18 protein-coding genes and 1 pseudogene are annotated in these 19,217 nt (G+C 66.3%); 7 read left to right on the forward strand and 12 right to left on the reverse strand.

The window, feature by feature from the left end; genetic code table 11:
• Positions 1-499 precede the first annotated feature (499 nt).
• The 3 genes from ACWETB_RS23290 to ACWETB_RS23300 all read right to left on the reverse strand — a co-directional run bounded on the left by ACWETB_RS23290 (position 500) and on the right by ACWETB_RS23300 (position 3,730).
• Positions 500-1,867 carry a hypothetical protein gene (locus tag ACWETB_RS23290; protein WP_348805154.1) on the reverse strand — a complete coding sequence of 456 codons (1,368 nt, stop codon included), beginning with the start codon at positions 1,865-1,867 and terminating at the stop codon, positions 500-502.
• A 67-nt stretch (positions 1,868-1,934) separates the two neighbouring features.
• Positions 1,935-3,155 carry an oxidoreductase gene (locus ACWETB_RS23295; RefSeq protein WP_452213944.1) on the reverse strand — a complete coding sequence of 407 codons (1,221 nt, stop codon included), beginning with the start codon at positions 3,153-3,155 and terminating at the stop codon, positions 1,935-1,937.
• Complete coding sequence (locus tag ACWETB_RS23300; RefSeq protein ID WP_452213946.1) at positions 3,152-3,730, reverse strand: TetR/AcrR family transcriptional regulator; 579 nt, start codon at positions 3,728-3,730, stop codon at positions 3,152-3,154. Before ACWETB_RS23300 ends, ACWETB_RS23295 begins: the two co-directional genes overlap by 4 nt.
• Before the next feature lie 121 nt (positions 3,731-3,851).
• On the opposite strand from ACWETB_RS23300, the gene lpdA reads away from it, so the two are divergent.
• Complete coding sequence (gene lpdA / locus ACWETB_RS23305) at positions 3,852-5,237, forward strand: dihydrolipoyl dehydrogenase (protein WP_452213948.1); 1,386 nt, start codon at positions 3,852-3,854, stop codon at positions 5,235-5,237.
• 142 nt (positions 5,238-5,379) lie between these two features.
• On the opposite strand, the gene ACWETB_RS23310 is transcribed toward lpdA, so the two are convergent.
• The 3 genes from ACWETB_RS23310 to ACWETB_RS23320 form a co-directional block, all read right to left on the reverse strand.
• Positions 5,380-5,568 carry a hypothetical protein gene (locus tag ACWETB_RS23310; protein ID WP_348805150.1) on the reverse strand — a complete coding sequence of 63 codons (189 nt, stop codon included), beginning with the start codon at positions 5,566-5,568 and terminating at the stop codon, positions 5,380-5,382.
• A 163-nt stretch (positions 5,569-5,731) separates the two neighbouring features.
• The gene (locus tag ACWETB_RS23315) at positions 5,732-6,775 is read right to left on the reverse strand and encodes a linear amide C-N hydrolase (RefSeq protein ID WP_449742205.1); all 1,044 of its coding nucleotides are present in this window, start codon (positions 6,773-6,775) and stop codon (positions 5,732-5,734) included.
• Positions 6,776-7,028: 253 nt separating this feature from the next.
• Positions 7,029-7,883 (reverse strand): universal stress protein, encoded by an 855-nt coding sequence (locus ACWETB_RS23320; protein WP_449742204.1) that lies wholly within the window; start codon positions 7,881-7,883, stop codon positions 7,029-7,031.
• 118 nt (positions 7,884-8,001) lie between these two features.
• Between ACWETB_RS23320 and ACWETB_RS23325 the strand changes: the two genes are divergently transcribed.
• The 5 genes from ACWETB_RS23325 to ACWETB_RS23345 all read left to right on the forward strand — a co-directional run bounded on the left by ACWETB_RS23325 (position 8,002) and on the right by ACWETB_RS23345 (position 12,843).
• Positions 8,002-8,886 carry a DNA-3-methyladenine glycosylase family protein gene (locus tag ACWETB_RS23325; protein ID WP_348805346.1) on the forward strand — a complete coding sequence of 295 codons (885 nt, stop codon included), beginning with the start codon at positions 8,002-8,004 and terminating at the stop codon, positions 8,884-8,886.
• Between the two features lie 189 nt (positions 8,887-9,075).
• Positions 9,076-10,068, forward strand: coding sequence for an ABC transporter substrate-binding protein (locus tag ACWETB_RS23330; protein WP_348805147.1), 993 nt, complete (start codon positions 9,076-9,078; stop codon positions 10,066-10,068).
• A complete protein-coding gene (locus tag ACWETB_RS23335) occupies positions 10,065-10,925 on the forward strand; it encodes an ABC transporter permease (protein WP_452213952.1) in 861 nt (286 codons plus the stop codon). Before ACWETB_RS23330 ends, ACWETB_RS23335 begins: the two co-directional genes overlap by 4 nt.
• Positions 10,922-11,662, forward strand: a complete 741-nt coding sequence (locus tag ACWETB_RS23340; protein ID WP_452213954.1) for an ABC transporter ATP-binding protein — start codon at positions 10,922-10,924, stop codon at positions 11,660-11,662. Before ACWETB_RS23335 ends, ACWETB_RS23340 begins: the two co-directional genes overlap by 4 nt.
• A complete protein-coding gene (locus tag ACWETB_RS23345) occupies positions 11,659-12,843 on the forward strand; it encodes an LLM class flavin-dependent oxidoreductase (protein ID WP_452213956.1) in 1,185 nt (394 codons plus the stop codon). Before ACWETB_RS23340 ends, ACWETB_RS23345 begins: the two co-directional genes overlap by 4 nt.
• A 53-nt stretch (positions 12,844-12,896) precedes the next feature.
• On the opposite strand, the pseudogene ACWETB_RS23350 reads toward ACWETB_RS23345, so the two are convergent.
• From ACWETB_RS23350 to ACWETB_RS23360, 3 genes and pseudogenes are all read right to left on the reverse strand, one after another.
• Positions 12,897-13,814: pseudogene (locus ACWETB_RS23350) on the reverse strand (acyltransferase family protein); the annotation flags it as partial.
• Positions 13,815-13,978: 164 nt separating this feature from the next.
• Complete coding sequence (locus ACWETB_RS23355) at positions 13,979-14,626, reverse strand: class I SAM-dependent methyltransferase (RefSeq protein WP_452213958.1); 648 nt, start codon at positions 14,624-14,626, stop codon at positions 13,979-13,981.
• Between the two features lie 9 nt (positions 14,627-14,635).
• Positions 14,636-15,172, reverse strand: coding sequence for a carboxymuconolactone decarboxylase family protein (locus ACWETB_RS23360; protein WP_449742198.1), 537 nt, complete (start codon positions 15,170-15,172; stop codon positions 14,636-14,638).
• Positions 15,173-15,197: 25 nt separating this feature from the next.
• Between ACWETB_RS23360 and ACWETB_RS23365 the strand changes: the two genes are divergently transcribed.
• Positions 15,198-15,665 carry a MaoC family dehydratase gene (locus ACWETB_RS23365; RefSeq protein ID WP_449742197.1) on the forward strand — a complete coding sequence of 156 codons (468 nt, stop codon included), beginning with the start codon at positions 15,198-15,200 and terminating at the stop codon, positions 15,663-15,665.
• A 570-nt stretch (positions 15,666-16,235) separates the two neighbouring features.
• Here the strand turns inward: ACWETB_RS23365 and ACWETB_RS23370 are convergent.
• The 3 genes from ACWETB_RS23370 to ACWETB_RS23380 are packed head-to-tail and all read right to left on the reverse strand — an operon-like array spanning position 16,236 to position 18,879.
• Positions 16,236-17,366, reverse strand: coding sequence for an FUSC family protein (locus ACWETB_RS23370; protein WP_452213961.1), 1,131 nt, complete (start codon positions 17,364-17,366; stop codon positions 16,236-16,238).
• On the reverse strand, positions 17,255-17,941 hold the full coding sequence (locus tag ACWETB_RS23375) for an MFS transporter (RefSeq protein ID WP_452213963.1): 687 nt from the start codon (positions 17,939-17,941) through the stop codon (positions 17,255-17,257). Before ACWETB_RS23375 ends, ACWETB_RS23370 begins: the two co-directional genes overlap by 112 nt.
• Positions 17,938-18,879 (reverse strand): PPK2 family polyphosphate kinase, encoded by a 942-nt coding sequence (locus ACWETB_RS23380; protein WP_452213965.1) that lies wholly within the window; start codon positions 18,877-18,879, stop codon positions 17,938-17,940. The genes ACWETB_RS23375 and ACWETB_RS23380 overlap by 4 nt, the downstream gene beginning before the upstream one ends.
• Between the last annotated feature and the right edge of the window lie 338 nt (positions 18,880-19,217).

A 19,217-nucleotide genomic window follows, 5' to 3' on the forward strand; every position in this document is an offset into this window, starting at 1 on the left:
GCTGGCCGAGTGGGTCGGAGCTTGCGGAGCCCCGTATCGAGGCCACGTGAGTGGAAGCTGTTGCTTGGGTCGAGCTTTCGGCATGCGGGAGTGGTCTCGATACGCGACGAGCTCGCTTCGCTCGCGCGGCGCACTCGACCAGCGGGGGAGGTATTGCGCTGTCGGGTTGCGGAAGTGGTCTCGACCTCGACAAGCTCGGCCCGGCGGATACGTGACGGGCTCGCTTCGCTCGCGCGGCGCACTCGACCAGCGGGGGTTGCGAAGGTGGCCTCCACCTCGACAGGCTCGGCCCGGCGGATACACCGACTCGCAAGCTCGTCGGCACTCGACCAGCGGGGAAGCTGCTGCGTGCGTTGCGTTGTCGGTTGCGGAGGTCTCGACTCGGTCCTCCGCTATCGCTCCGGACCGGCTCGACCAACGGAAGGGGGCGGCTCGACCAACGGAGAGTGGACCGGCTCGACCAACGGGAAGAGGCGGCTTGATTAGCGGGAAGAGGCGGCTACTCGACCAACTCGGTCGAGGTGGTCTCGATGTTCGGGGGCTCGCGCCGCGCGGGCCGCATCGTGACTTCCAGGACGATCAGCACCAGTATCGCGATCGCCACGGTCCAGATGACGACCAGACCGGTCGGGTAGTTCCAGAACATCAGGATCAGGGCGCCGACGGCGACCACCGTGATGCGCAACGGGATTCGTGCCTGCCAGAGTGTGTGTTCGAACGCGTTGGGGGGCCGCTGCGTACGCTTCGAGTCGAGGGCGCCGACACCACGGGTGAAGGCGCGTCGGGTGGCCAGCGCCGAACGGGAGCCGCCGGCGAGGTACGCGGCGATCGTCACGACGAGGGCGAGGACCGCGACGGCGCGCAGGGCGAATCGCAGCGGCGCGATGACGGTGTCGAAGATCGCCTGGGCGGCGTCGGGGGCCAGGACGTCGGCGGGAACCTCGTTGAGGTAGATCGTCCGGCCGACGAGGATGCCGATCGCCAGCAGCAGCATGCTGAACAGGATGGTGAGACCCACGATGGCGGTCATCCGCAGTCGCCGGCCCGAACCGATCAGGGCGATGGCGGCGAGGGCGCAGGCGATGCCGATCCACGGCAGCACCGTCGCCACCTTGTCGAGCGCATTCACCCAGCGATTGGCCTTGGCCAGCTCCGGCGACCGGAAGATCACGAACTCCTTGTCGACGTTCGGGATGTTCGTGGCGAAGGCGAAACCGCGCTGCTCGAGCCGGTCCTGCACCTGGGTGATGATCGGGCCGAGCTGGATGCTGATGGTGCCGTCGGGGTCGATCTCGACGGCGTCGCGATTCGTGTTGCCGGTCACGGCCGCCACCACACCCTGATGGGCCGCGCGGTTCGCCGAGACCCACAGATCCCGGAAGGTCGGCGACCGGACGAAATCGGTGACGGTCTGGTGAACGAACGACTGTGCCTGCGAGGCGATGACCGGCGCGAGCCCGACCAGCGCATTGTCGAGGTGCGGGCGCTCCGCCGGGGTCAGATCGACGAGTTGCTGCAGCGCCGCCGTCGTCGTCCCCTCGATGTCGACCTGATCGTTGATCTGATCGGTGACGATGGTGATGACCTGGTTCTGCACCGCGGTATTCGACGCCAGCGGCGCGACGGTGTTCACGTAGTGATCGGTGTCGAGGATCTGGCTGCGCACGAAGTGGGTGGTGACCGACAGGATGGCGCACACCGCCACCAGGAGCAGCAGGATGCCCGAACCGATCCGGCGCCACAGCAGTCCGGACGGTCCCTTCCGAACCGTGGTGGGCGTCTCCTCCAACTCGGCGACCTGAGCCCGCAGTCGCTCGAGTTCGGCACGTTCGTCAGGGTCGAGGGGACGTGGCTCCTCCAGGGTCATGCGTCGACGATCCCACGCGGTGCATCGGCGCACACCATCCGGATCGGATGAGTCACGGAGAGGCGGTTCACCCGGCGGAGAGACCCCCGGCCGTTTCGCGGACCGGGCACTCGGTGCGCGTGTAGATCGTCGGCATGCACAGGTTGCAGTGAATGCACTGCGACGTGGTCGACGGATCGGCCTGAATCCGTTGGGGCAGATCGGGTTCACGAAGCAGGGCGCGGCCCATCGCGAGGAAGTCGAATCCCTCGGCGAGAGCCGAATCCATCGTCGCCCGGTCGGTGATGCCGCCGAGCAGGATGATCGGCAGATCCACCGCCTCGCGCAGCCGCCGGGCCAGTGGGAGAAGGTAACCCGGGTGATACTCGTACCGTTTGAGGAAGAACGGTCCGGCCGCCTGCAGCCCCCACTTCATCGGACCCCGGAAGGCACTTGCGAATGCGGCCCGCGGTGCCTCACCGTGGAACAGGTACATCGGATTGAGAAGTGAACTGCCCGCGGTCGGTTCGATGGCGTCGATGAAGCCGTCCTGCTCGAAGAGCCGGGCCACCTCACAGGCCTCGTCGACGTTGAAGCCGCGCCACCTGCGCGCCGGCGCGCCCACCGCGCCGACCCCGTCGTACATGTTGAGTTTCGCCCAGACCGCGACCTCGCTGCCGACCTCCTCGCGGACCGATTCGAGAACCTCCCGGGCGAAACGCGCCCGGTTGACCAGTGCACTGCCGTATCCGTCGCGTCGCCGATTCAGCATCGGTGACAGGAAACAACTGATCAGATAGTTATGGCCGCAATGGATTTCGAGTGCGTCGAAGCCGGAGTCCACAGCGATACGAGCGGCGCGTCGGAACACCGAACGCAGTCCGGCGATGTCCTCGACGGACGGCGCGTGTGTCATCGACATCCCCATCGGCGCCGGAATCCGGGAGGGCGCAAGGGCTCTGGCGCCGTTGGAGATCGAGTTGGCCACCGGTCCGGCATGTCCGAGTTGGGCGGCGGCCAACGCTCCCTCGGCGTGGATCGCGCCGGTCAGTTGCGTCAGTCCCGGTGCGGCGTCGGGGCGCAACCAGATCTGATGGCGGTCGGTACGGCCCTCGGGGGAGATCGCGCAGTAGGCGACGGTGCTGATTGCCACCCCGCCGGCGGCGACCTCCCGGTGGAAGTCGATGAGGTCGTCGGTGACCAGCGCATCGGGAGTGCGGCCCTCGAAGGTGGCGCATTTGATCAGCCGGTTCCGCAGACGCAGGGGGCCGAGCGTGGCGGGAGCGAAGGGATCGGGAACGGCAGTCATGATGTCTCCTCGATGGGTGCGCCCAGGCCGGCGACGACGAAGCCTGCGAGAGCTGTGACCGCCCCCGGCGACAGGGGTCTGCTGCCGCCGAAACGCGTGAGAATGAGGGTGAAGGCCAGGGCCCAGCGTTGCCGGGCCGCGCGTGCGTCGAGACCGGGGGTGATCGCGAGCAGCAGATCGGTCCAGTCGTCGAGCCGGAACCACGGGCGCGACCATCCGGCCTCGGGATGATCGTCGACGAAGCGGGTCAGCAACCGCAGATGCAGATGTCCGGTCGGATCGGCCTGCAGGCGCACCAGTGGGTCGATGATGAGCTCGACGATCGCGGCGATGCTCGTCGTCGACGGATCGAGGCGATTGAGCGGGTCGGCCCAGATCGGACCGAGCCGGTGTTCCAGCAGGGCGGTGACCAGGTCGTCCCTGGTGCCGAAGTGATAGTGCACCGCAGCTGGATTGGCTCCGGCGGCCGAGCAGATCGCCCGCACCGACACGGTCTCGAACCCGTCGGACAGGAACAGGGTTTCGGCGGCGGTGAGCAGTCGCTCACGGGTCGTCGCCGAACGTGTCGGGGCCATGGCAACTGATCCAAACACATCCCCATCATCGTTTCAATCATTGATTGAAACCTGTTTCGATTACCGGCCGGTACCGGGGACGTCATGCGCGATGATCAGGCACCGACGTAGGGTGGTCGACGTGGCTGAACACTTTCAAACAGTTGTCCTGGGTGCTGGTCCAGGTGGGTACGTGGCCGCGATCCGGTCCGCCCAGCTGGGCATGAAAACTGCCGTCATCGAAGAGAAGTACTGGGGTGGTGTCTGCCTCAACGTCGGATGCATCCCATCCAAGGCGCTTCTCCGCAATGCCGAACTCGCCCACATCTTCAACCATCAGGCGAAGACCTTCGGAATGTCCGGTGACGTCTCCTTCGACTTCGGCTCGGCGTTCGACCGCAGCCGCAAGGTCAGTGACGGCATCGTCAAGGGTGTCCACTTCCTGATGAAGAAGAACAAGATCACCGAGATCGACGGCTACGGCGTCTTCACCGACGCCAAGACCATCGCCGTCGGCGATCGTGAGATCACCTTCGACAACGTCATCATCGACACCGGCTCCACCGTCAAACTGCTGCCCGGCGTGGAGCTGTCCGACAACGTGGTGACCTACGAGACGCAGATCCTCACCCGCGAGCTGCCCTCCTCGATCGTCATCGTCGGCGCCGGCGCCATCGGCATGGAGTTCGGGTACGTGCTCGCCAACTACGGCGTCGACGTCACCATCATCGAATTCCTCGACCGCGTGCTGCCCAACGAGGACGTCGACGTCTCCAAGGCCATCGCCAAGGAGTACAAGAAGCTCGGCGTGAAGGTGCTCACCTCCACCGGCGTGCAGACCGTCACCGACAATGGCGGCAGCGTCCGCGTCACCTACAAGGACCCCAAGGGCAACGACGGCGAGATCACCGTCGACAAGGTGCTCATGTCCGTCGGCTTCGCACCCCGCGTCGACGGCTTCGGCCTGGAGAAGACCGGTGTCGAACTCACCGACCGCGGTGCCATCGCCATCGACGACCATATGCGCACCAACGTCGAGGGCATCTACGCCATCGGTGACGTCACCGCCAAGCTGCAGCTGGCCCACGTCGCCGAGGCGCAGGGCGTCGTCGCCGCCGAGACCATGGCCGGCGCCGAGACCATGACCCTCGGCGACTACCGGTTCATGCCGCGCGCCACTTTCTGTCAGCCGCAGGTGGCCTCGTTCGGGCTCACCGAGGCGCAGGCCAAGGACGAGGGGTACGACGTGAAGGTGTCGACCTTCCCGTTCAGCGCCAACGGCAAGGCGCAGGGTCTGGCTGAGACCGCCGGCTTCGTCAAGCTCGTCACCAACGGTGAGACCGACGAACTGCTCGGCGGACATCTGGTGGGCGACAACGTCTCCGAGATGCTGCCGGAGCTCACCCTGGCCCACAAGTGGGACCTCACCGCCAAGGAACTCGCCCGCAACGTGCACACCCATCCGACGATGAGTGAGGCACTGCAGGAGACGTTCCACGGCGCGATCGGGCACATGATCAATCTGTGATCCGCGCGCCCGGACGCGCTTGCATGGCGCGATCGGGCACATGATCAACCTGTGATCATGACCAACCCATAGCGAAAGCTCCGATACGACAACGCGGTTCGTCCCCGAGGACGAACCGCGTTATCGTTTCTCCAGCGACCGATCAGTGGGAACCAGCGGTGGCCGAAGCGAAGTCGACCTTCTCGGTGAGCGTGTAGGGTCGCTCGATGCCGAGCTCGCCGAGCACCGTCTCATACACGGGTCGCGTTCGGCTGGTGTTGATCTCCACCGTACCGATGGAGTCGTGGATACCGTCACGCAACAGCTTCCGGCCCACGAGGTGCAGACGCACGTCACAGGCCTGGTCCTTGGCCGGGTTGATGAACGCGACGTTCCCCGCAGTAGATGGTGTTCTCGCCGGGCAACAGGTGCGACAGCTGGGCGAGCGTCGTCAACCCGCCCACGCCCGAATCGATCACCCCGATGGGGAGCCCTCGGTCAGCATGACTGCCGCTTCACGCGTTGATGCTCGTCGCGGCCTGCGCCTTCTGCGCGGCCCCGAGTTGTTCGAGGAGCTTGAACGACAGGAAGGTCATCGGGCCCTCGTCCTCGAAATGCTTGGCGACGTTGCCGGCGATACCGCCCTCCAGAGAGAGTTTGCCGATGAGATCCAGCTTGAGTTGCGGCGAACCCTCACTGAAGTCGAGGTCGGCGAGATCCACCCAGACGACGTTGGGCCGGGTCGTCGACTCGTACACATAGCGCTTGTTGGTCAGGTCGAGCACCACCTGCCAAATGGTCTGCGACGCATCGGGTTTGCCGGGATCGGGGATGCGGAACGGTTGCGCCGCATTGCGGATGACGCTGAACATGCTCGCGATGGATTCCAGCTGCGACTTCGGCTGCGGCAGTCGGGTGGCGTAGAAGGCGGCGCGGGCAAATCGGTGCTCCGCCATGGTGTCACCCGGCAGCAGTTGGTCGCCGCCGAGGCCTTCCCAGCGGCCGAGGAGTTCGAGCTGCTGATCGTAGGTGGGCGAGTTCGTCATCACGTGGTACTTGGAGCTGTGGTAGACCTTCGCCTGCCCGTCGATGTACTCGATGATCGCCGAGTCTCCGGTGGCGTCGTCAAGTGCGAGGTGGATCGTCGGCGGGTTGCCGCCGGTCGGATCGGGCATCTGGATGACCTGGACGTCGGTCTTCTCGATCCACTCGACCGCCTCGGCGACGGTGGCGTAGTTGTCCAGGAAGTACTGCAACCAGACGGCCTGACTCAGGGCCGGCCGCGACTCGTCGAGCTCACCGTAGGTGGACTCCGCCAGCCAGAGGATGTGCCCGCCCAGGCCTGCTTCGTTGATGCCGTCGACGGAGATGATGTCGAAGGCCGCCGCGATCACGCTGCCGTACTTCGACGTCCAGGTCAGCTCGCCCTTGACGCCGTCGTCACGGGTGACGCCTCGGGGCTGCTTCCACAGATTGGTCATCAGATCCTTGTGGAAATCCATATTGCGGCCGACGACGACCGCGCCATTGGCGTCGGGCCAGATTACGCGTGTACACATGGGTCATCTCCTTCGTGCGCAAATGCGCATCGGTGTACGTGACAATGTCAATTCTAGTGCTGTGAAAATAACGGCTGATGACCTTCGACGTCGCCCAAAGTCGGTGCACACAACCGACTTTCTCGTCCGTAAATGTCATCGACATGAAATCAGTCCTGGACGTTCGCGCAATTGGTCACACTTTGGCGCGCGATACGTCACGAAATCAACACCGTACCTTTCATGAGTGCTTATCGATGGTGATGCGTGTGTGTCAGCGGACGATCACGAGCGGGCGATGCGTCGCGTAGAGCAGGCCCTGGCTGGTCGATCCGAGCAACAGACCGGTGAAGCCGCCGCGTCCGCGGCTGCCCACGACGAGCAGATCCGAGGACTGCGCCGCCTTGGCCAATGCGGAGACGGGATCGTCGTCGACGACCTGCGTGGTCACCCGCACCCGTGGCAGTCGTCGCGCAAGCCGGTCGACGTCGTCGGCGAGGTGGTTCTCGATCTGCGCGTACGCATCGGCGAATGCGTTGTCCGGGCCGTCGAATCCGCTCGAATCCCACGCGGCCACCACGTCGAGTTGAGCGGCTCGTTCGGCGGCCTCGTGTGCCGCCCAGTCCAGGGCGACCTGTGCGGACGCCGAACCGTCGACGCCGACCGTGACGACGCCCGACGGTGGCCGATCCCATTCCGGGCCACGGATCACCGCCAGCGGGCACGAGGCGTGCGTCGCCAGTGCACCGGTCACCGAACCCACCAGGGCGGAACTGACCCGCCCGCTGCCCGAGTTGCCCACGACGAGCAGCGAGGTGTGCCGCGAGCGTCCGAGGAGTGCGCCGCGCGCCGAATCCCGGATGATGTGGGTGTGCACCTCCAGGTCGGGCTCGACTTCCAGCGCAACGGCTTTCGAGTTCTGGAGGACCGTCTGCGCGACCTGGCGGGCACCGTCGAAGTACACCTCCGGGACGGCATATTCGATCAACGGGGGAGAGACGGCATCGATCGCGTAGATGAGGTCGAGATGGGTCTGATGGATTGCTGCGGTGTGTGCCGCCCAGCGCACTGCTTCCAGTGCGGTCGTCGAGCCGTCGGTACCGACGGCGATGCCTTTCGAGTACCTCATACCTCCAGTGTGTGCCGATCGCGGCGGCGGGGCACGAGGCTTTGGACCCCATCCCGCGCGGCTGTGTGCCTGATCGCGCGGCGCGGTACCGGGGAGGGGGCCGTAGAGTCGGACGGTGATGTCAGCCTCGCCCCGCGCGCGTCAGTGGACCCCGCCCGGTCCACTCGATCTGCGGGCGACCGTGGGTCTGCACCGACGCGGCAGCGGCGATCCGGCGTTCCGGTACGGACGTGACGGCTCGGTGTGGCGCGCGGTGTGGACTCCCGACGGCCCGGGCACCGTGACCATGCGCGTCGAGCACGACCGCGTGGTGGGCCGGGCGTGGGGGCCAGGCGCCGACTGGCTGCTGGAGACGCTGCCCGACGCGCTCGGCGCCGACGACCATCCCGAGGCGATGCCGATCCACGACGAGGTGGTCGCCGGTCTCGCGGCCCGCGCCACCGGACTGCGGATCGGCAGCACCGGCCGGGTGTGGGAGGCCCTCGCCCCGGCGATTCTGGAACAGAAGGTGGTCGGCACCGAGGCGTGGCGGGCCTGGCGATATCTGCTCCGGCGATTCGGTGAACCCGCGCCGGGCCCGGTGCCGGCGGACATGCGGGTCCCGCCGCCACGGTCGGCCTGGATCGACATCCCGGTGTGGGAATGGCACCGCAGCGGCGCCGAACCGGTACGCATGCGCACCATCCGCGGCGCGGCCACCATCGACACCGAACGTCACGCCGGCCACCTCGACGTGTTGCGCGGCGTCGGTCCGTGGACCGTCGCCGAGACCCGCGCCCGGGCGGTCGGCGACGCCGACGCGGTGCCGGTGGGTGACTATCACATTCCGTCGCTGGTGGGGCAGACCCTCATCGGTGAACGCGTCGACGACGCGGGGATGCTCGAACTCCTCGAACCCTATGCCGGACACCGCTATCGCCTCATCCGGATGATCGAGATGTACGGCAGCGCGCCGCAGCGACGCGGCGCCCGGATGAGTGTGCGCGACTACCGGGGAATCTGAGATCGTCCCCGAGATCGACTCGCGCTGAACAGAACTCTCGATCTCCCCGGTCACCTGCGGTGATGACGGCCCGAGTCCGCACCGGCCGGATGTGCCGAATTGTCCGTCCCGGTCGGCGCCACCAGAATTCCCTCTCGAAGGATTGCCGTGCCCCGTGCCCGGGTCATGGCGCGTGTGAAGGGACTGTTGATGTCATCGAGAATTGCCGGGGCCGTCGTGGCCGTCATTGCCGTCGTCACCGCGGCGGTGACGGGGTGTTCCTCCGACGACGCCGCGAGCGGCTCCGGCGGCCGGGTGACGCTCGTCGTCGGCGACCAGGTGCAGCAGACCCGGTCTCTGCTCGAGGCGTCGGGCGAACTCGACAATCTGCCCTACGACATCGACTGGGCGGCATTCGAATCCGGGCCACCGCTGCTGGAAGCCGCCGCGGCCGGCAAGGTCGACTTCGGTGGCACCGGGGACGTCCCGCCGGTGTTCGCCCAGGCCGGTGGTGCACCCCTGAAAATCGTTGCGGTGCAATCCCGCACCGCACCCAATGACTTCCTGCTGGTGCCCGCCGGTTCGTCGGTGACCTCCATCGCCGCGCTCAAGGGTAAGAAGGTGGCGTTTGCCAAGGGGTCGAGTTCGCACGGTCTGGTGCTGGCCCTGCTCGCACAGGCGGGGTTGGGTCCGGATGACATCGAGGCGACGTATCTGTCACCGACCGAGGCGCTTTCGGCGTTCTCCGCGGGCCAGGTGGATGCCTGGGCGGTGTGGAATCCATTCGCGACCGTCGGCCAGACACAGGCCCACGGCAAGGTGATCGCCGACGGTGCCGAGTTGACCACCCAGCAGGGCTACTACCTGGCACCGGAATCCGCGCTCGCCGACTCCGGCAAGAATGCCGCGATCAAGGACCTCATCGGTCGGATCACCCGCGCCAACCAGTGGTCGGTCACCCACGAGGATGCCTGGATTCCCACCTACAGCAGGCTCACCAAGCTCCCCGAACCCGTCGCCCGGGCGACCTTCGCGACCTCGTCGGGAACCCTCGTCGCGATCGGGGACGAGCAGATCGCCAAGCAGCAGAGGCTGATCGACCTGTTCGCCAAGGCCGGCGAGATCCCGAAGGCCTCCGACGCCGGTGCCTACTTCGATCCGCAGTTCAATGCCGCGGTGACCGGCGCGGGGGCGTCCCGATGACCCAGATCGTGCTCGATCGGCGGGTATCGGGAACGGCGGTCGAGGGGGCGGGCGATGTGACGGCCGAGGCGCACCGCGGCTCGCTGTGGTCGCGTCTGCCGCGTCTGCGGGCCGGCTCCTGGCTGCGGCTGATCTCGCCGCTGGTGATCCTCGGGCTGTGGCAGCTCCTCTCCGTGCGGGGGGTCATCCCCGAGGCGAAGTTGTCGCCGCCAACGCAGGTGTGGGCGGCCGCCCAGGAACTCTGGGCCGACGGGAGTCTGCAAGAAGCACTGGCGATTTCGCTGCAGCGGGTGGGCCTGGGACTGGTCCTCGGTGTGGTGGTGGCCGTCTCGCTGGCCCTGCTCGTCGGTTTCTTCCGGGTGGCCGACCTCGCCATTGACCCGCCGTTGCAGATGCTGCGGACGGTCCCGTTCCTCGGTCTGATCCCGCTGTTCGTGGTGTGGTTCGGGATCGGTGAGGAACCGAAGATCTACATGGTCGCCCTCGGCGTGCTGTTCCCGCTGTACCTGAACCTGGTGTCGGCGATCAAGGGTGTCGATCCGAAACTCATCGAGGCCGGACGCTCCGTCGGGCTCGGCCGAATCGGTTTGGCGCGCACCGTGATCCTGCCGGGCTCGATGGCCGGTGCCCTCACCGGTTTCCGGTTGTCGCTCGGGATCGCGTGGCTGTCGTTGATCGTCGCCGAACAGATCAACGCCGACGCCGGGCTGGGATACCTTGTGATGAACGCGCGCACCTACTTCCGCAACGACATCATCGTCCTGGGCCTGGTGATCTACGCCCTGCTCGGCCTGATCAGTGACTCCATCGTGCGTGGGCTGGAGAGCTACCTGCTGCGCTGGCGGGTGACCCGATGAGCGGGCGGGTGGTGGTGCGTGCGGAGGGGTTGTCGCGTTCCTTCGGTGACGTCCACGTGCTCGAGGGCATTGACCTGACCTTGCATGCCGGTGAGATCGTGGCTCTGGTCGGACGTTCCGGCTCCGGGAAGTCGACGCTGCTGCGGATCATCGCCGGACTCGATCCCGGTCACGAGGGTGAGTTGACCGTCGACGGGTCCCGGGCGGTCGCCTTCCAGGAACCGCGGCTGTTGCCGTGGCGGCGTGTGGACAAGAACGTCTCGCTCAACCTCAAGGTCGCCGACGCCGATGTTCGCGCCACCGACGCGCTGGCCGAGGTGGGACTCTCGCATCGGGCGGGAGCCTGGCCCCTGACGTTGTCCGGTGGTGAGGCGCAACGTGTCTCACTGGCGCGGGCGCTGGTGCGCAATCCGGATCTGCTGCTGCTCGACGAACCCTTCGGAGCGCTGGATGCGCTGACCCGGCTCGAGGCCCATGGTCTGCTCACCCGGTTGTGGGCACGACACCGCTTCGCCGCCCTCCTGGTCACCCACGACGTCGAGGAGGCCGTCGTCCTCGCCGACCGGATCCTGGTGCTCGAGGACGGGGCGATCGCGCACGACGTCACGGTCGACCTGCCCCGTCCGCGGGAACGTGATGCGGCCGAACTCGTCGCCCTGCGGGAGCGGGTCCTGGCCCATCTCGGCGTCGGCGCATTGGTCGGCGGCGCCACCACCACCGGATCGGAGAGTCGATGAGCGACACGCACTTTCACTGGTTCTTGCCGACCTCGGGAGATGGGCGGGAGGTGATCGGCGGGCTGCAGTCCGCCGGAATCCTGGGGACCGCGTCGGCGGTGCGGCCCCCGGATCTGGACTACCTCGCCCTCGTCGCCAGGACCGCGGAGCGACTCGGGTTCGAGTCGGTCCTGACGCCCACCGGAACCTGGTGCCACGACGCCTGGTTGACGACGGCCGCGCTGATCCGGGAGACCAGTCGGCTGAAGTTCCTCGTCGCGTTCCGGCCCGGGCTGATCACCCCGACCCTCGCCGCACAGCAGGCCGCGACGTTCGCCGAGTTCTCCGGCGGCCGGTTGGCACTGAATATCGTCGCCGGCGGCGATCGGGAGGAGCAGCAGCGTTTCGGGGATCGGCTGACCAAGGAGCAACGCTACGCCCGGGCGCGTGAGTTCGTCACCATCGTGCGACAGGCCTGGACCGGAACGCCCTTCGACTTCACTGGGGATCACTACGATGTGACCGGCGCGGTGGTCGGGCATCCGCCGGCCGTGGCGCCTCAGGTCTTCTTCGGCGGTGCGAGCGAGCCCGCCCGTGAGGCCGCCGCGGCGACCGTCGACACCTACCTCACCTGGACCGAACCGCCGGAGAAGGTCGCCGCACTCGTTGACGACGTGCGCGCGCGGGCCGCCCGGTACGGCCGGGAACTGTCCTTCGGTATCCGGGCGCACGTGATCACCCGTGACACCCGGGAGGAGGCGTGGGCCGAGGCCCGCAAGCTGGTCGGCCGGATGGACCCGGCGCTGATCGCGTTGGCGCGAGAACGGTTGTTGCAGAGCGATTCCGAGGGTCAGCGACGTCAACTCGCACTCAACGCCGACGTAGACAACCTCGAGGTCTATCCGGGACTGTGGGACGGATACGGCTTGGTGCGGCCGGGTGCCGGTACCGCTCTGGTCGGCAGTCACGTCGAGGTGGCCGACCTGATCGCACAGTACCGCGCGATCGGCATCGATCACTTCGTCCTGTCCGGCCAGCCCCACATCGAAGAGGCATTCTGGTTCGCCGAAGGTGTGGCGCCGCTGGTCCGTGCGGCCGAGCGCCGAGCATCCTCCGACACCGTCGCATCGGTGGTGGCCGGTGCCGATACCGATGTGGATCGCTTCGACGAGGGTACGAAGGGCTTCTCGGCGACGCGGTAGAACCCGTAGGAGATGGCCACGATGACCGGGCAGAGGACAACCCACAAGATCAGCAACTGGACCAACGGTGCCGCGTGCAGGGGCCGCACCATCGTCAGCCACCCTATCTGCAGCAACGGGGCGTGGATGAGGTAGATGCTGTAGGCGAATGCCGCGATGCCGGCGAGCGGGCGCCAGGACATCGCCTGTGCGGTCCTCGACGCGGTCCCCAGATGCATGGCCACGATGAGACCGATCGTCGCGATGCCCGCACAGAGGTCCAACCACAGGTAGTTCGACTCGACCCAGTGCGGATCGGCGAACGCGCAGACTGCGATCAACGCCGCCGCACCGGCCCCGCTCACCACCCGCCACGGCACCCGGCGGGCCACCTGTGGGTGGTCCCGCACCAGCAGACATACCGCGGCGGCAGCAGCGAACATCAGGTAGTAGGCGGGCCAAAAGCGTCCGGCGCGGTCGTCGATGAACGCTGCGGTGATCATGCCGATCGCCCCCACACCGACTCCGAAAACGGCGGCGGCGGCCAATCCGCGCCAGCGCAGGATCACCAGCATGAGAGGTAGCAGCAGGTAGATGTGGAATTCCACCGACACCGACCAGAAGGTGTACGACGCATCGTGAACCGGGATCACTTCCTGCAACAGGAAATAGTCGACGATCCACCCCTTGGGGCCGGATTGCAGCGACAGATCCCAGTGAGTGCCGGTGGTCTCGTGCAGCCAGAGCACGGTCAGCACGATGGTCAGGGTCAGAGCGATCCAGTACGGTGGCGCGGTGCGCTGCGCCCGGCGGCGCAGGTAGCCGAACATGCCGTCGGACAGCCGACCGTCACGAGTTGTGCTCAGCGCCAAGGAATATCCGGCGAGCACGATGAAGACCGTGACACCGAAGTGTCCCCACTGCGCCCACCAGAAGGCATAGCGTTCCCATCCCGTCAGGGTGGAGCCACGCGGCAGCACCGACGACGTCATGAACGCATGGTGCACCAGGACGAACAGTGCGGCCAGCGCGCGCAGACCATTGAGGAAGGCCAGTCGGCCCGTTGTGTTGTGCTCAATCCCCCCCGGATTGAGATCCGTCGACAGTACCGCGCGAATCGGCGGGAGGGAAGAGGAACCTTCTCAAGACGGACGTATCAGGCACCGCTCGGCTTGCGGCACAACACATACTGTCCCTCGTCGATGAGGGTTTGCTCGATGTGTTCGGCGCCGAGGTCGCGCAACCGTCCGGTGATCTCGTCGCGGTCGAACACGCGGTATCCGCCGATGCCGGCGAGCGTACGCACCCCGGGCAGGGTGGAGATCGGGCCGGCGACCGAGGTGAACACGACGAGGAGACCGCCGGGAAGCGCCACGCGCATCATCTCGTCGAGGACCGGCAGCGGATCGGGGATCAGATACAGCGCGGCGAGGCAGATCACCTCGTCGAAACTGTTGTCGGAGAACGGGATCGCATGTGCATCGACCCGCAGATAGGATGCTCTCCCGGCGCTGTTGGTGGCGACGGCGGTGGCCAGCATCGGCGCGGAGTAGTCGATGCCCACAACCTGTCCGTCGCCGGTGAGGCCGTCCGCGATGTGACGGGTGTAATTACCTGGACCACAAGCGATGTCGAGCACCATGCGTTCACCAGGCCGGCAGAGATAGGCGCGCAGTGCCTTGTCGTAGTCGGCGGTGGCGTGCCCGCCCAGGGAGAACCCGCGAGTGAAGATCGGTCGCCATGCCTTCTGGTAGATGCGGGAGAAGACGGGGTTGCGCATCAACCGGGTGGCCGGTGATTCCATCGGGCCGCCTCAGGCCCGCACGTCGGGCTGCACGCGCAGGGTGTGCAACGTGGTGGCCAGCATGTCGTACTGGCCGGCAAGCAGCACGAAGGCGATCGCCTGACGTTCGTCGAGGTGGCGTCGCAGCGCCGACCAGGCGATGTCACTGATGTCGGAGTCGGTCACCAGCTCGTCGGCCGCGCGGAGCAGCGCGCGTTCGCGGTCACCCCATCCGGCGTCGGGGCCGTCGAGAATGCGACCGAACTCGTCGTCGCCGATACCCGCTCGCTTCCCGAGTCGCCGGTGGTGATCGAGTTCGTACTCCGACCCGCGTAGATGGGCCACGCGGATGATGATCATCTCGGAGTCCTTGCGCGGCAACGTCCCGAACGGCATCAGCCGGGCCGAGAAGTGCAGCCAGCCGCGGAACAATCCGCGGGTGCGTCCGAGTGTGGAAAAGATGTGGGCGTCGTGCACGCCGATGGCGCGGGCGGCGATGCGACTGAACGCCCAGTTGATCGGACCGAGGTCGCGTAGGCCGCCGGGAGCGATCCGTGGGGTGCTCATGGTGTCACGGTAGACTACCGCGATTATGACGACCATCACACCGCGCGTGTTCACCTCCCTCGACGACATCAAGGCCGCGATCGGCGAGGATCTCGGTTCCGGCGAATGGCTGGAGATCACGCAGGAGCGGGTCAATCAGTTCGCCGACGCGACCGGTGATCATCAGTGGATTCATGTCGATCCCGAGCGGGCGGCGTCGGGTCCGTTCGGTGCGCCGATCGCTCACGGTTTCCTGACCTTGTCGCTGCTGCCGATGCTCGCCGGGTCCATCTTCACCGTCGAGGGCCCGAAGCTTGTGATCAATTACGGGTTGAACAAGGTGCGGTTCCCGAATCCGGTTCCGGTGGGCTCGCGGGTCCGGGCCAATGCGGTGATCACCTCGATCGAGGAGGGTGCCAAGGGTGTGACGATGGTGGTGCGCAATACGGTGGAGATCGAGGGCGCCGACAAGCCGGCGTGCGTCGCGGAGAACGTCCGGGTGATGGTGTTCTGACCCGGCGGTGAACCCGACACCCGATTTCACCCCGATCGTCGTCGACGCGACCGCCGATCTCGACGACTCGATCGTCTGACGACTAGCGGCCCTCGGGCTGCTGCCGCGCCCCCCACACCCCGCATCCGCGAGGGAGTCGAGCCTGATCACCGCCGTGGTGTTGGCCGGTTCGGCCGGGACCGTGTTTGCACTCGAGCCCCGCGGATCGACGATGGCAGCTGCCGTCGCCGGCAGGAACGAGCAACCCGCAGCACGCCCCGAGGGTGCGGTGCGCACCCTCAATTCACGGCCATCGGCCATCGTGGCAGCGGTGCCCCGCGACTCGGCCGACCTCGCGCCGGTGATCGCCGACCATCCCGACGCCTACATCGTCGCGCTCTTCGACGTAACTCATGCACGGCTGGGTCCCGCTGTGGCACGACAGATCTCGCCGATGATCGAGTTGGCGCTCGAGGTCTCGATGAGCATGGCCACGGCACGCGGTCACCCGATACGCTGCGCGGTCGCAGGTGTCTGGTCGATCATCGGGACGAGGCTACCTCGCCTCGGGTTGGGACGGGCCACCCCTGGTCAGCATCGACCCCAGGTGTGCGAGTTCGTCGGCCATCTCACGGACGGACGGATCGGCGGCTTGTCCGCCGTGCGCCGGCGGGGTCGGGGTTCGCTGGCCGAGGTGACCGGAGGCCGGGGTGACGCCTGGCTCAGCGTTTCCAGGGTCGCCGCGACTGCGGCGATGTCGTCGCCGGAGGTCGGGGTCCGTGATGCCGATGCGGCGGTGATCCGGTCGGCGACCCGCTCGGCGCCGGCGACGACAGGAATCCACGACCAGGCATCCGCGCCGGCCGGTGGAGACTCGGAAAGGTTGCGCTGCAGGTGGACTCGCGTATCGGCGAGCTTCCGGTAGGTGTCGCGTCGGGATGCGGTGACCTGTGCGGGAGCGGCCCCGTCGGCAACAACTTTGGCATAGTAGGCCAGTGCCGTCAGCGCTCGGTTGAACTCTCGGGCGATCTGCGGTCGGCGCATCGAGGGCCAGATCAGGTAGCCGAAGATGATGACAATCAGGCCGCCGATGATGGTGGTGGACAACCGGGCCTCGCTGAGCGTGCGAAGGGATTCCGCGGGAGCGACCAGGTTGATCAGCCACATGATCAGCGGCACCATGAAGATCGCCTGCCACAGATGGGAGCGCGCCATGCCCCACGGTAGGAAGGCGGCGACGATTCCGATCACAACCGCTGTCGCCGCCGGGCCGTCGATCACAAGGCCGACCAGGACGGCGATGGCCGCACCCGCCACCGTGCCCACACTGCGCAGCACCGCACGACTGAACACCGATCCCAGATCCGGCTTCATCACGAGGGCGACGGTGAGGGCGATCCAATATCCGCGTGGCACCGGCAGATAGAACAACGCCGCGTAGGCGACACCCGTGCACAATGCCAACTGTGTGGCCGAGGTGAGCAGCGCCGGACCGGGCAGGGCAGGCCGCGACCGTCCCCCGGGTCCACGGTCCTCACGAATCTGCGGCAGGTCGGCCCACATGGCCGACTCCAGCATGCACAGTCGAATGAGCATGTCGCCTTCGAGATTTAACGGCGGCAGCTTCTCTCCGGATCGGACGGCCGGCGCCGAGATGTCCAGCCGTGCGGCCGTGCGGGCGCACAGGTCGCGGTCGACGTCGTCGGCGAGCAGTCGCGCCAACAGCTGATCGGCGGCTCGGACGACCGTAGGGAGCCGAGGAGTGTTCCGATACCGACGAGTCCTCCGGCCACGAACCACCCGACGTCAAGGTGCCGGGTGAACAACGCCGACACCGCGAGTCCGAGAACCTGGCCGGCGCCGAAGGCCAGCCGCATCCATCCGATACGGTCGTTCCATTCGCTGTGGGGACGCCCTTCGACGATGAACATGCTCGCCGTGATCTGCGCGGCCCCGGCGCCGGCACCGGCGACCAGCATGCACAAAAACCACACCACCGCGTTGTCGACCAGACCGAACACGATGGCCCCGACGGCCATCACCGGGAAGCTGACCAGAAAGACCAGTCGCTGTGAGCCGGTACGGTCGGCGAAACTGCCGAATATCGGCGCGAGCAGGGTGCCGAGATAGAACGCGGCGACCACCGCACCCACCACGAAGGTCCCCTTGGACTCCACACTCAGCGGCAGCAGGATCGGGACGATGCCGCTGACGACCATGCCGACCATGGCATAGCCCATCAGCCACGGCGGAAGAAAACCCTTGAGTTGGGTGGTGATCGGTGGTGAGTTGCTCACTTCGAGGTGCCGGTATCCGACGAGTCGGGCAACGTTGAATCGGACACCGTTGAATCGGACACCGTTGAATCGGACATGGACGGATCGGCGAGCAGAGCCTTCTTCGCGTCCGCCAGGTGTGCCTTGACGTCGGCTGCGACGTCGGGATATTGCGGGTCGAGCTTCTCGAGTTCATGAACGATCACCGCGAGCGAGCACAGATGGCTGTACCACTTGTGGTCGGCCGGGATCACGTGCCACGGAGCGTGGTCGGTGCTGGTGTGGCTGAGCATCTCGCTGAACGCGTGCTGGTAGTCGTCCCAGTACCCGCGTTCGGTGAGGTCGGTCGGGGAGAACTTCCAGTTCTTCTCGGGACGGTCGATGCGTTCGAGGAATCGGCGCCCTTGCTCGGTCTTGGACACATTCAGGAATAGCTTGACCACCGTGGTGCCGTTGTCGGTGAGATGGCGCTCCCATTCGTTGATCTGCTTGTACCGCCGATGCCAGAGACCGTCGTTGTTCAACACCGCTGATTTCGGCCACAACATCTCCGGGTGAACGCGGGTCACGGTCACATTCTCGTAGTGCGACCGATTGAACACGGCTATTCGACCCAATTCCGGTAGGACCAACTGATGCCGCCACAGATAATCGTGAGCGCGTTCGGTGGGTGAGGGCGCCTTGAAACTGTAGATGTCCACCCCTTCGGGATTGACGCCGGACATCACATGCTTGATGGTGCTGTCTTTGCCCGCGGCGTCGATCGCCTGCAGCACGATCAACAACGAGCGGTCGGCGGCGGCGAAGAAGCGGTCCTGGAGATCGAACAGGGTCTCCTTGGCATGTTCGATTGCCGCGAGCCCACCTGCCTTGCCCAGTTGCCGGTCGTGTCGTGCGGCGTCGAAATCGTCCGGCAGGGTTACCTTTTGGCCGGGTTCGACGACTGTCTTCGCTGCCACCTCACTCCAGTTGACCATGTCCAGGACCTTTCGTTGTCAGGTTCCGTCACGCCCGGACATTGTCGAAGAATCGAAAGTCCACTGCGCGGGCACAATTCGAGCGCGTGGACAATTTACCCGATACTGTATCGCCATGTCTCATGAGAGCACAGCAGCAACTGGCGCACCCCCTACAACATTGGCGATCGATCTGGAAAAATGCGCCGCTGCCCGATGTTCTTGAGCATCTCGGTGTTTCCGCCGACTCAGACATCCCATGCGGTATCTCTGTCAAGCGGCAGCGGTTTGGGTCGTTGGGGGCCAGGCAGTTTCCTCGTCGTAGACAGTCGCGTGGGCCA

Source organism: Gordonia sp. NPDC003950 (assembly GCF_053605205.1).

Bases quoted from the DNA above. Each gene is read 5' to 3' on its own strand.
- ACWETB_RS23290 (WP_348805154.1), bottom strand. From the start codon at position 1,867: ATGACCCTGGAGGAGCCACGTCCCCTCGACCCTGACGAACGTGCCGAA.
- ACWETB_RS23295 (WP_452213944.1), bottom strand. From the start codon at position 3,155: ATGACTGCCGTTCCCGATCCCTTCGCTCCCGCCACGCTCGGCCCCCTG.
- ACWETB_RS23300 (WP_452213946.1), bottom strand. From the start codon at position 3,730: ATGGCCCCGACACGTTCGGCGACGACCCGTGAGCGACTGCTCACCGCC.
- ACWETB_RS23315 (WP_449742205.1), bottom strand. From the start codon at position 6,775: ATGTGTACACGCGTAATCTGGCCCGACGCCAATGGCGCGGTCGTCGTC.
- ACWETB_RS23320 (WP_449742204.1), bottom strand. From the start codon at position 7,883: ATGAGGTACTCGAAAGGCATCGCCGTCGGTACCGACGGCTCGACGACC.
- ACWETB_RS23325 (WP_348805346.1), top strand. From the start codon at position 8,002: ATGTCAGCCTCGCCCCGCGCGCGTCAGTGGACCCCGCCCGGTCCACTC.
- ACWETB_RS23330 (WP_348805147.1), top strand. From the start codon at position 9,076: ATGTCATCGAGAATTGCCGGGGCCGTCGTGGCCGTCATTGCCGTCGTC.
- ACWETB_RS23335 (WP_452213952.1), top strand. From the start codon at position 10,065: ATGACCCAGATCGTGCTCGATCGGCGGGTATCGGGAACGGCGGTCGAG.
- ACWETB_RS23340 (WP_452213954.1), top strand. From the start codon at position 10,922: ATGAGCGGGCGGGTGGTGGTGCGTGCGGAGGGGTTGTCGCGTTCCTTC.
- ACWETB_RS23345 (WP_452213956.1), top strand. From the start codon at position 11,659: ATGAGCGACACGCACTTTCACTGGTTCTTGCCGACCTCGGGAGATGGG.
- ACWETB_RS23355 (WP_452213958.1), bottom strand. From the start codon at position 14,626: ATGGAATCACCGGCCACCCGGTTGATGCGCAACCCCGTCTTCTCCCGC.
- ACWETB_RS23360 (WP_449742198.1), bottom strand. From the start codon at position 15,172: ATGAGCACCCCACGGATCGCTCCCGGCGGCCTACGCGACCTCGGTCCG.
- ACWETB_RS23365 (WP_449742197.1), top strand. From the start codon at position 15,198: ATGACGACCATCACACCGCGCGTGTTCACCTCCCTCGACGACATCAAG.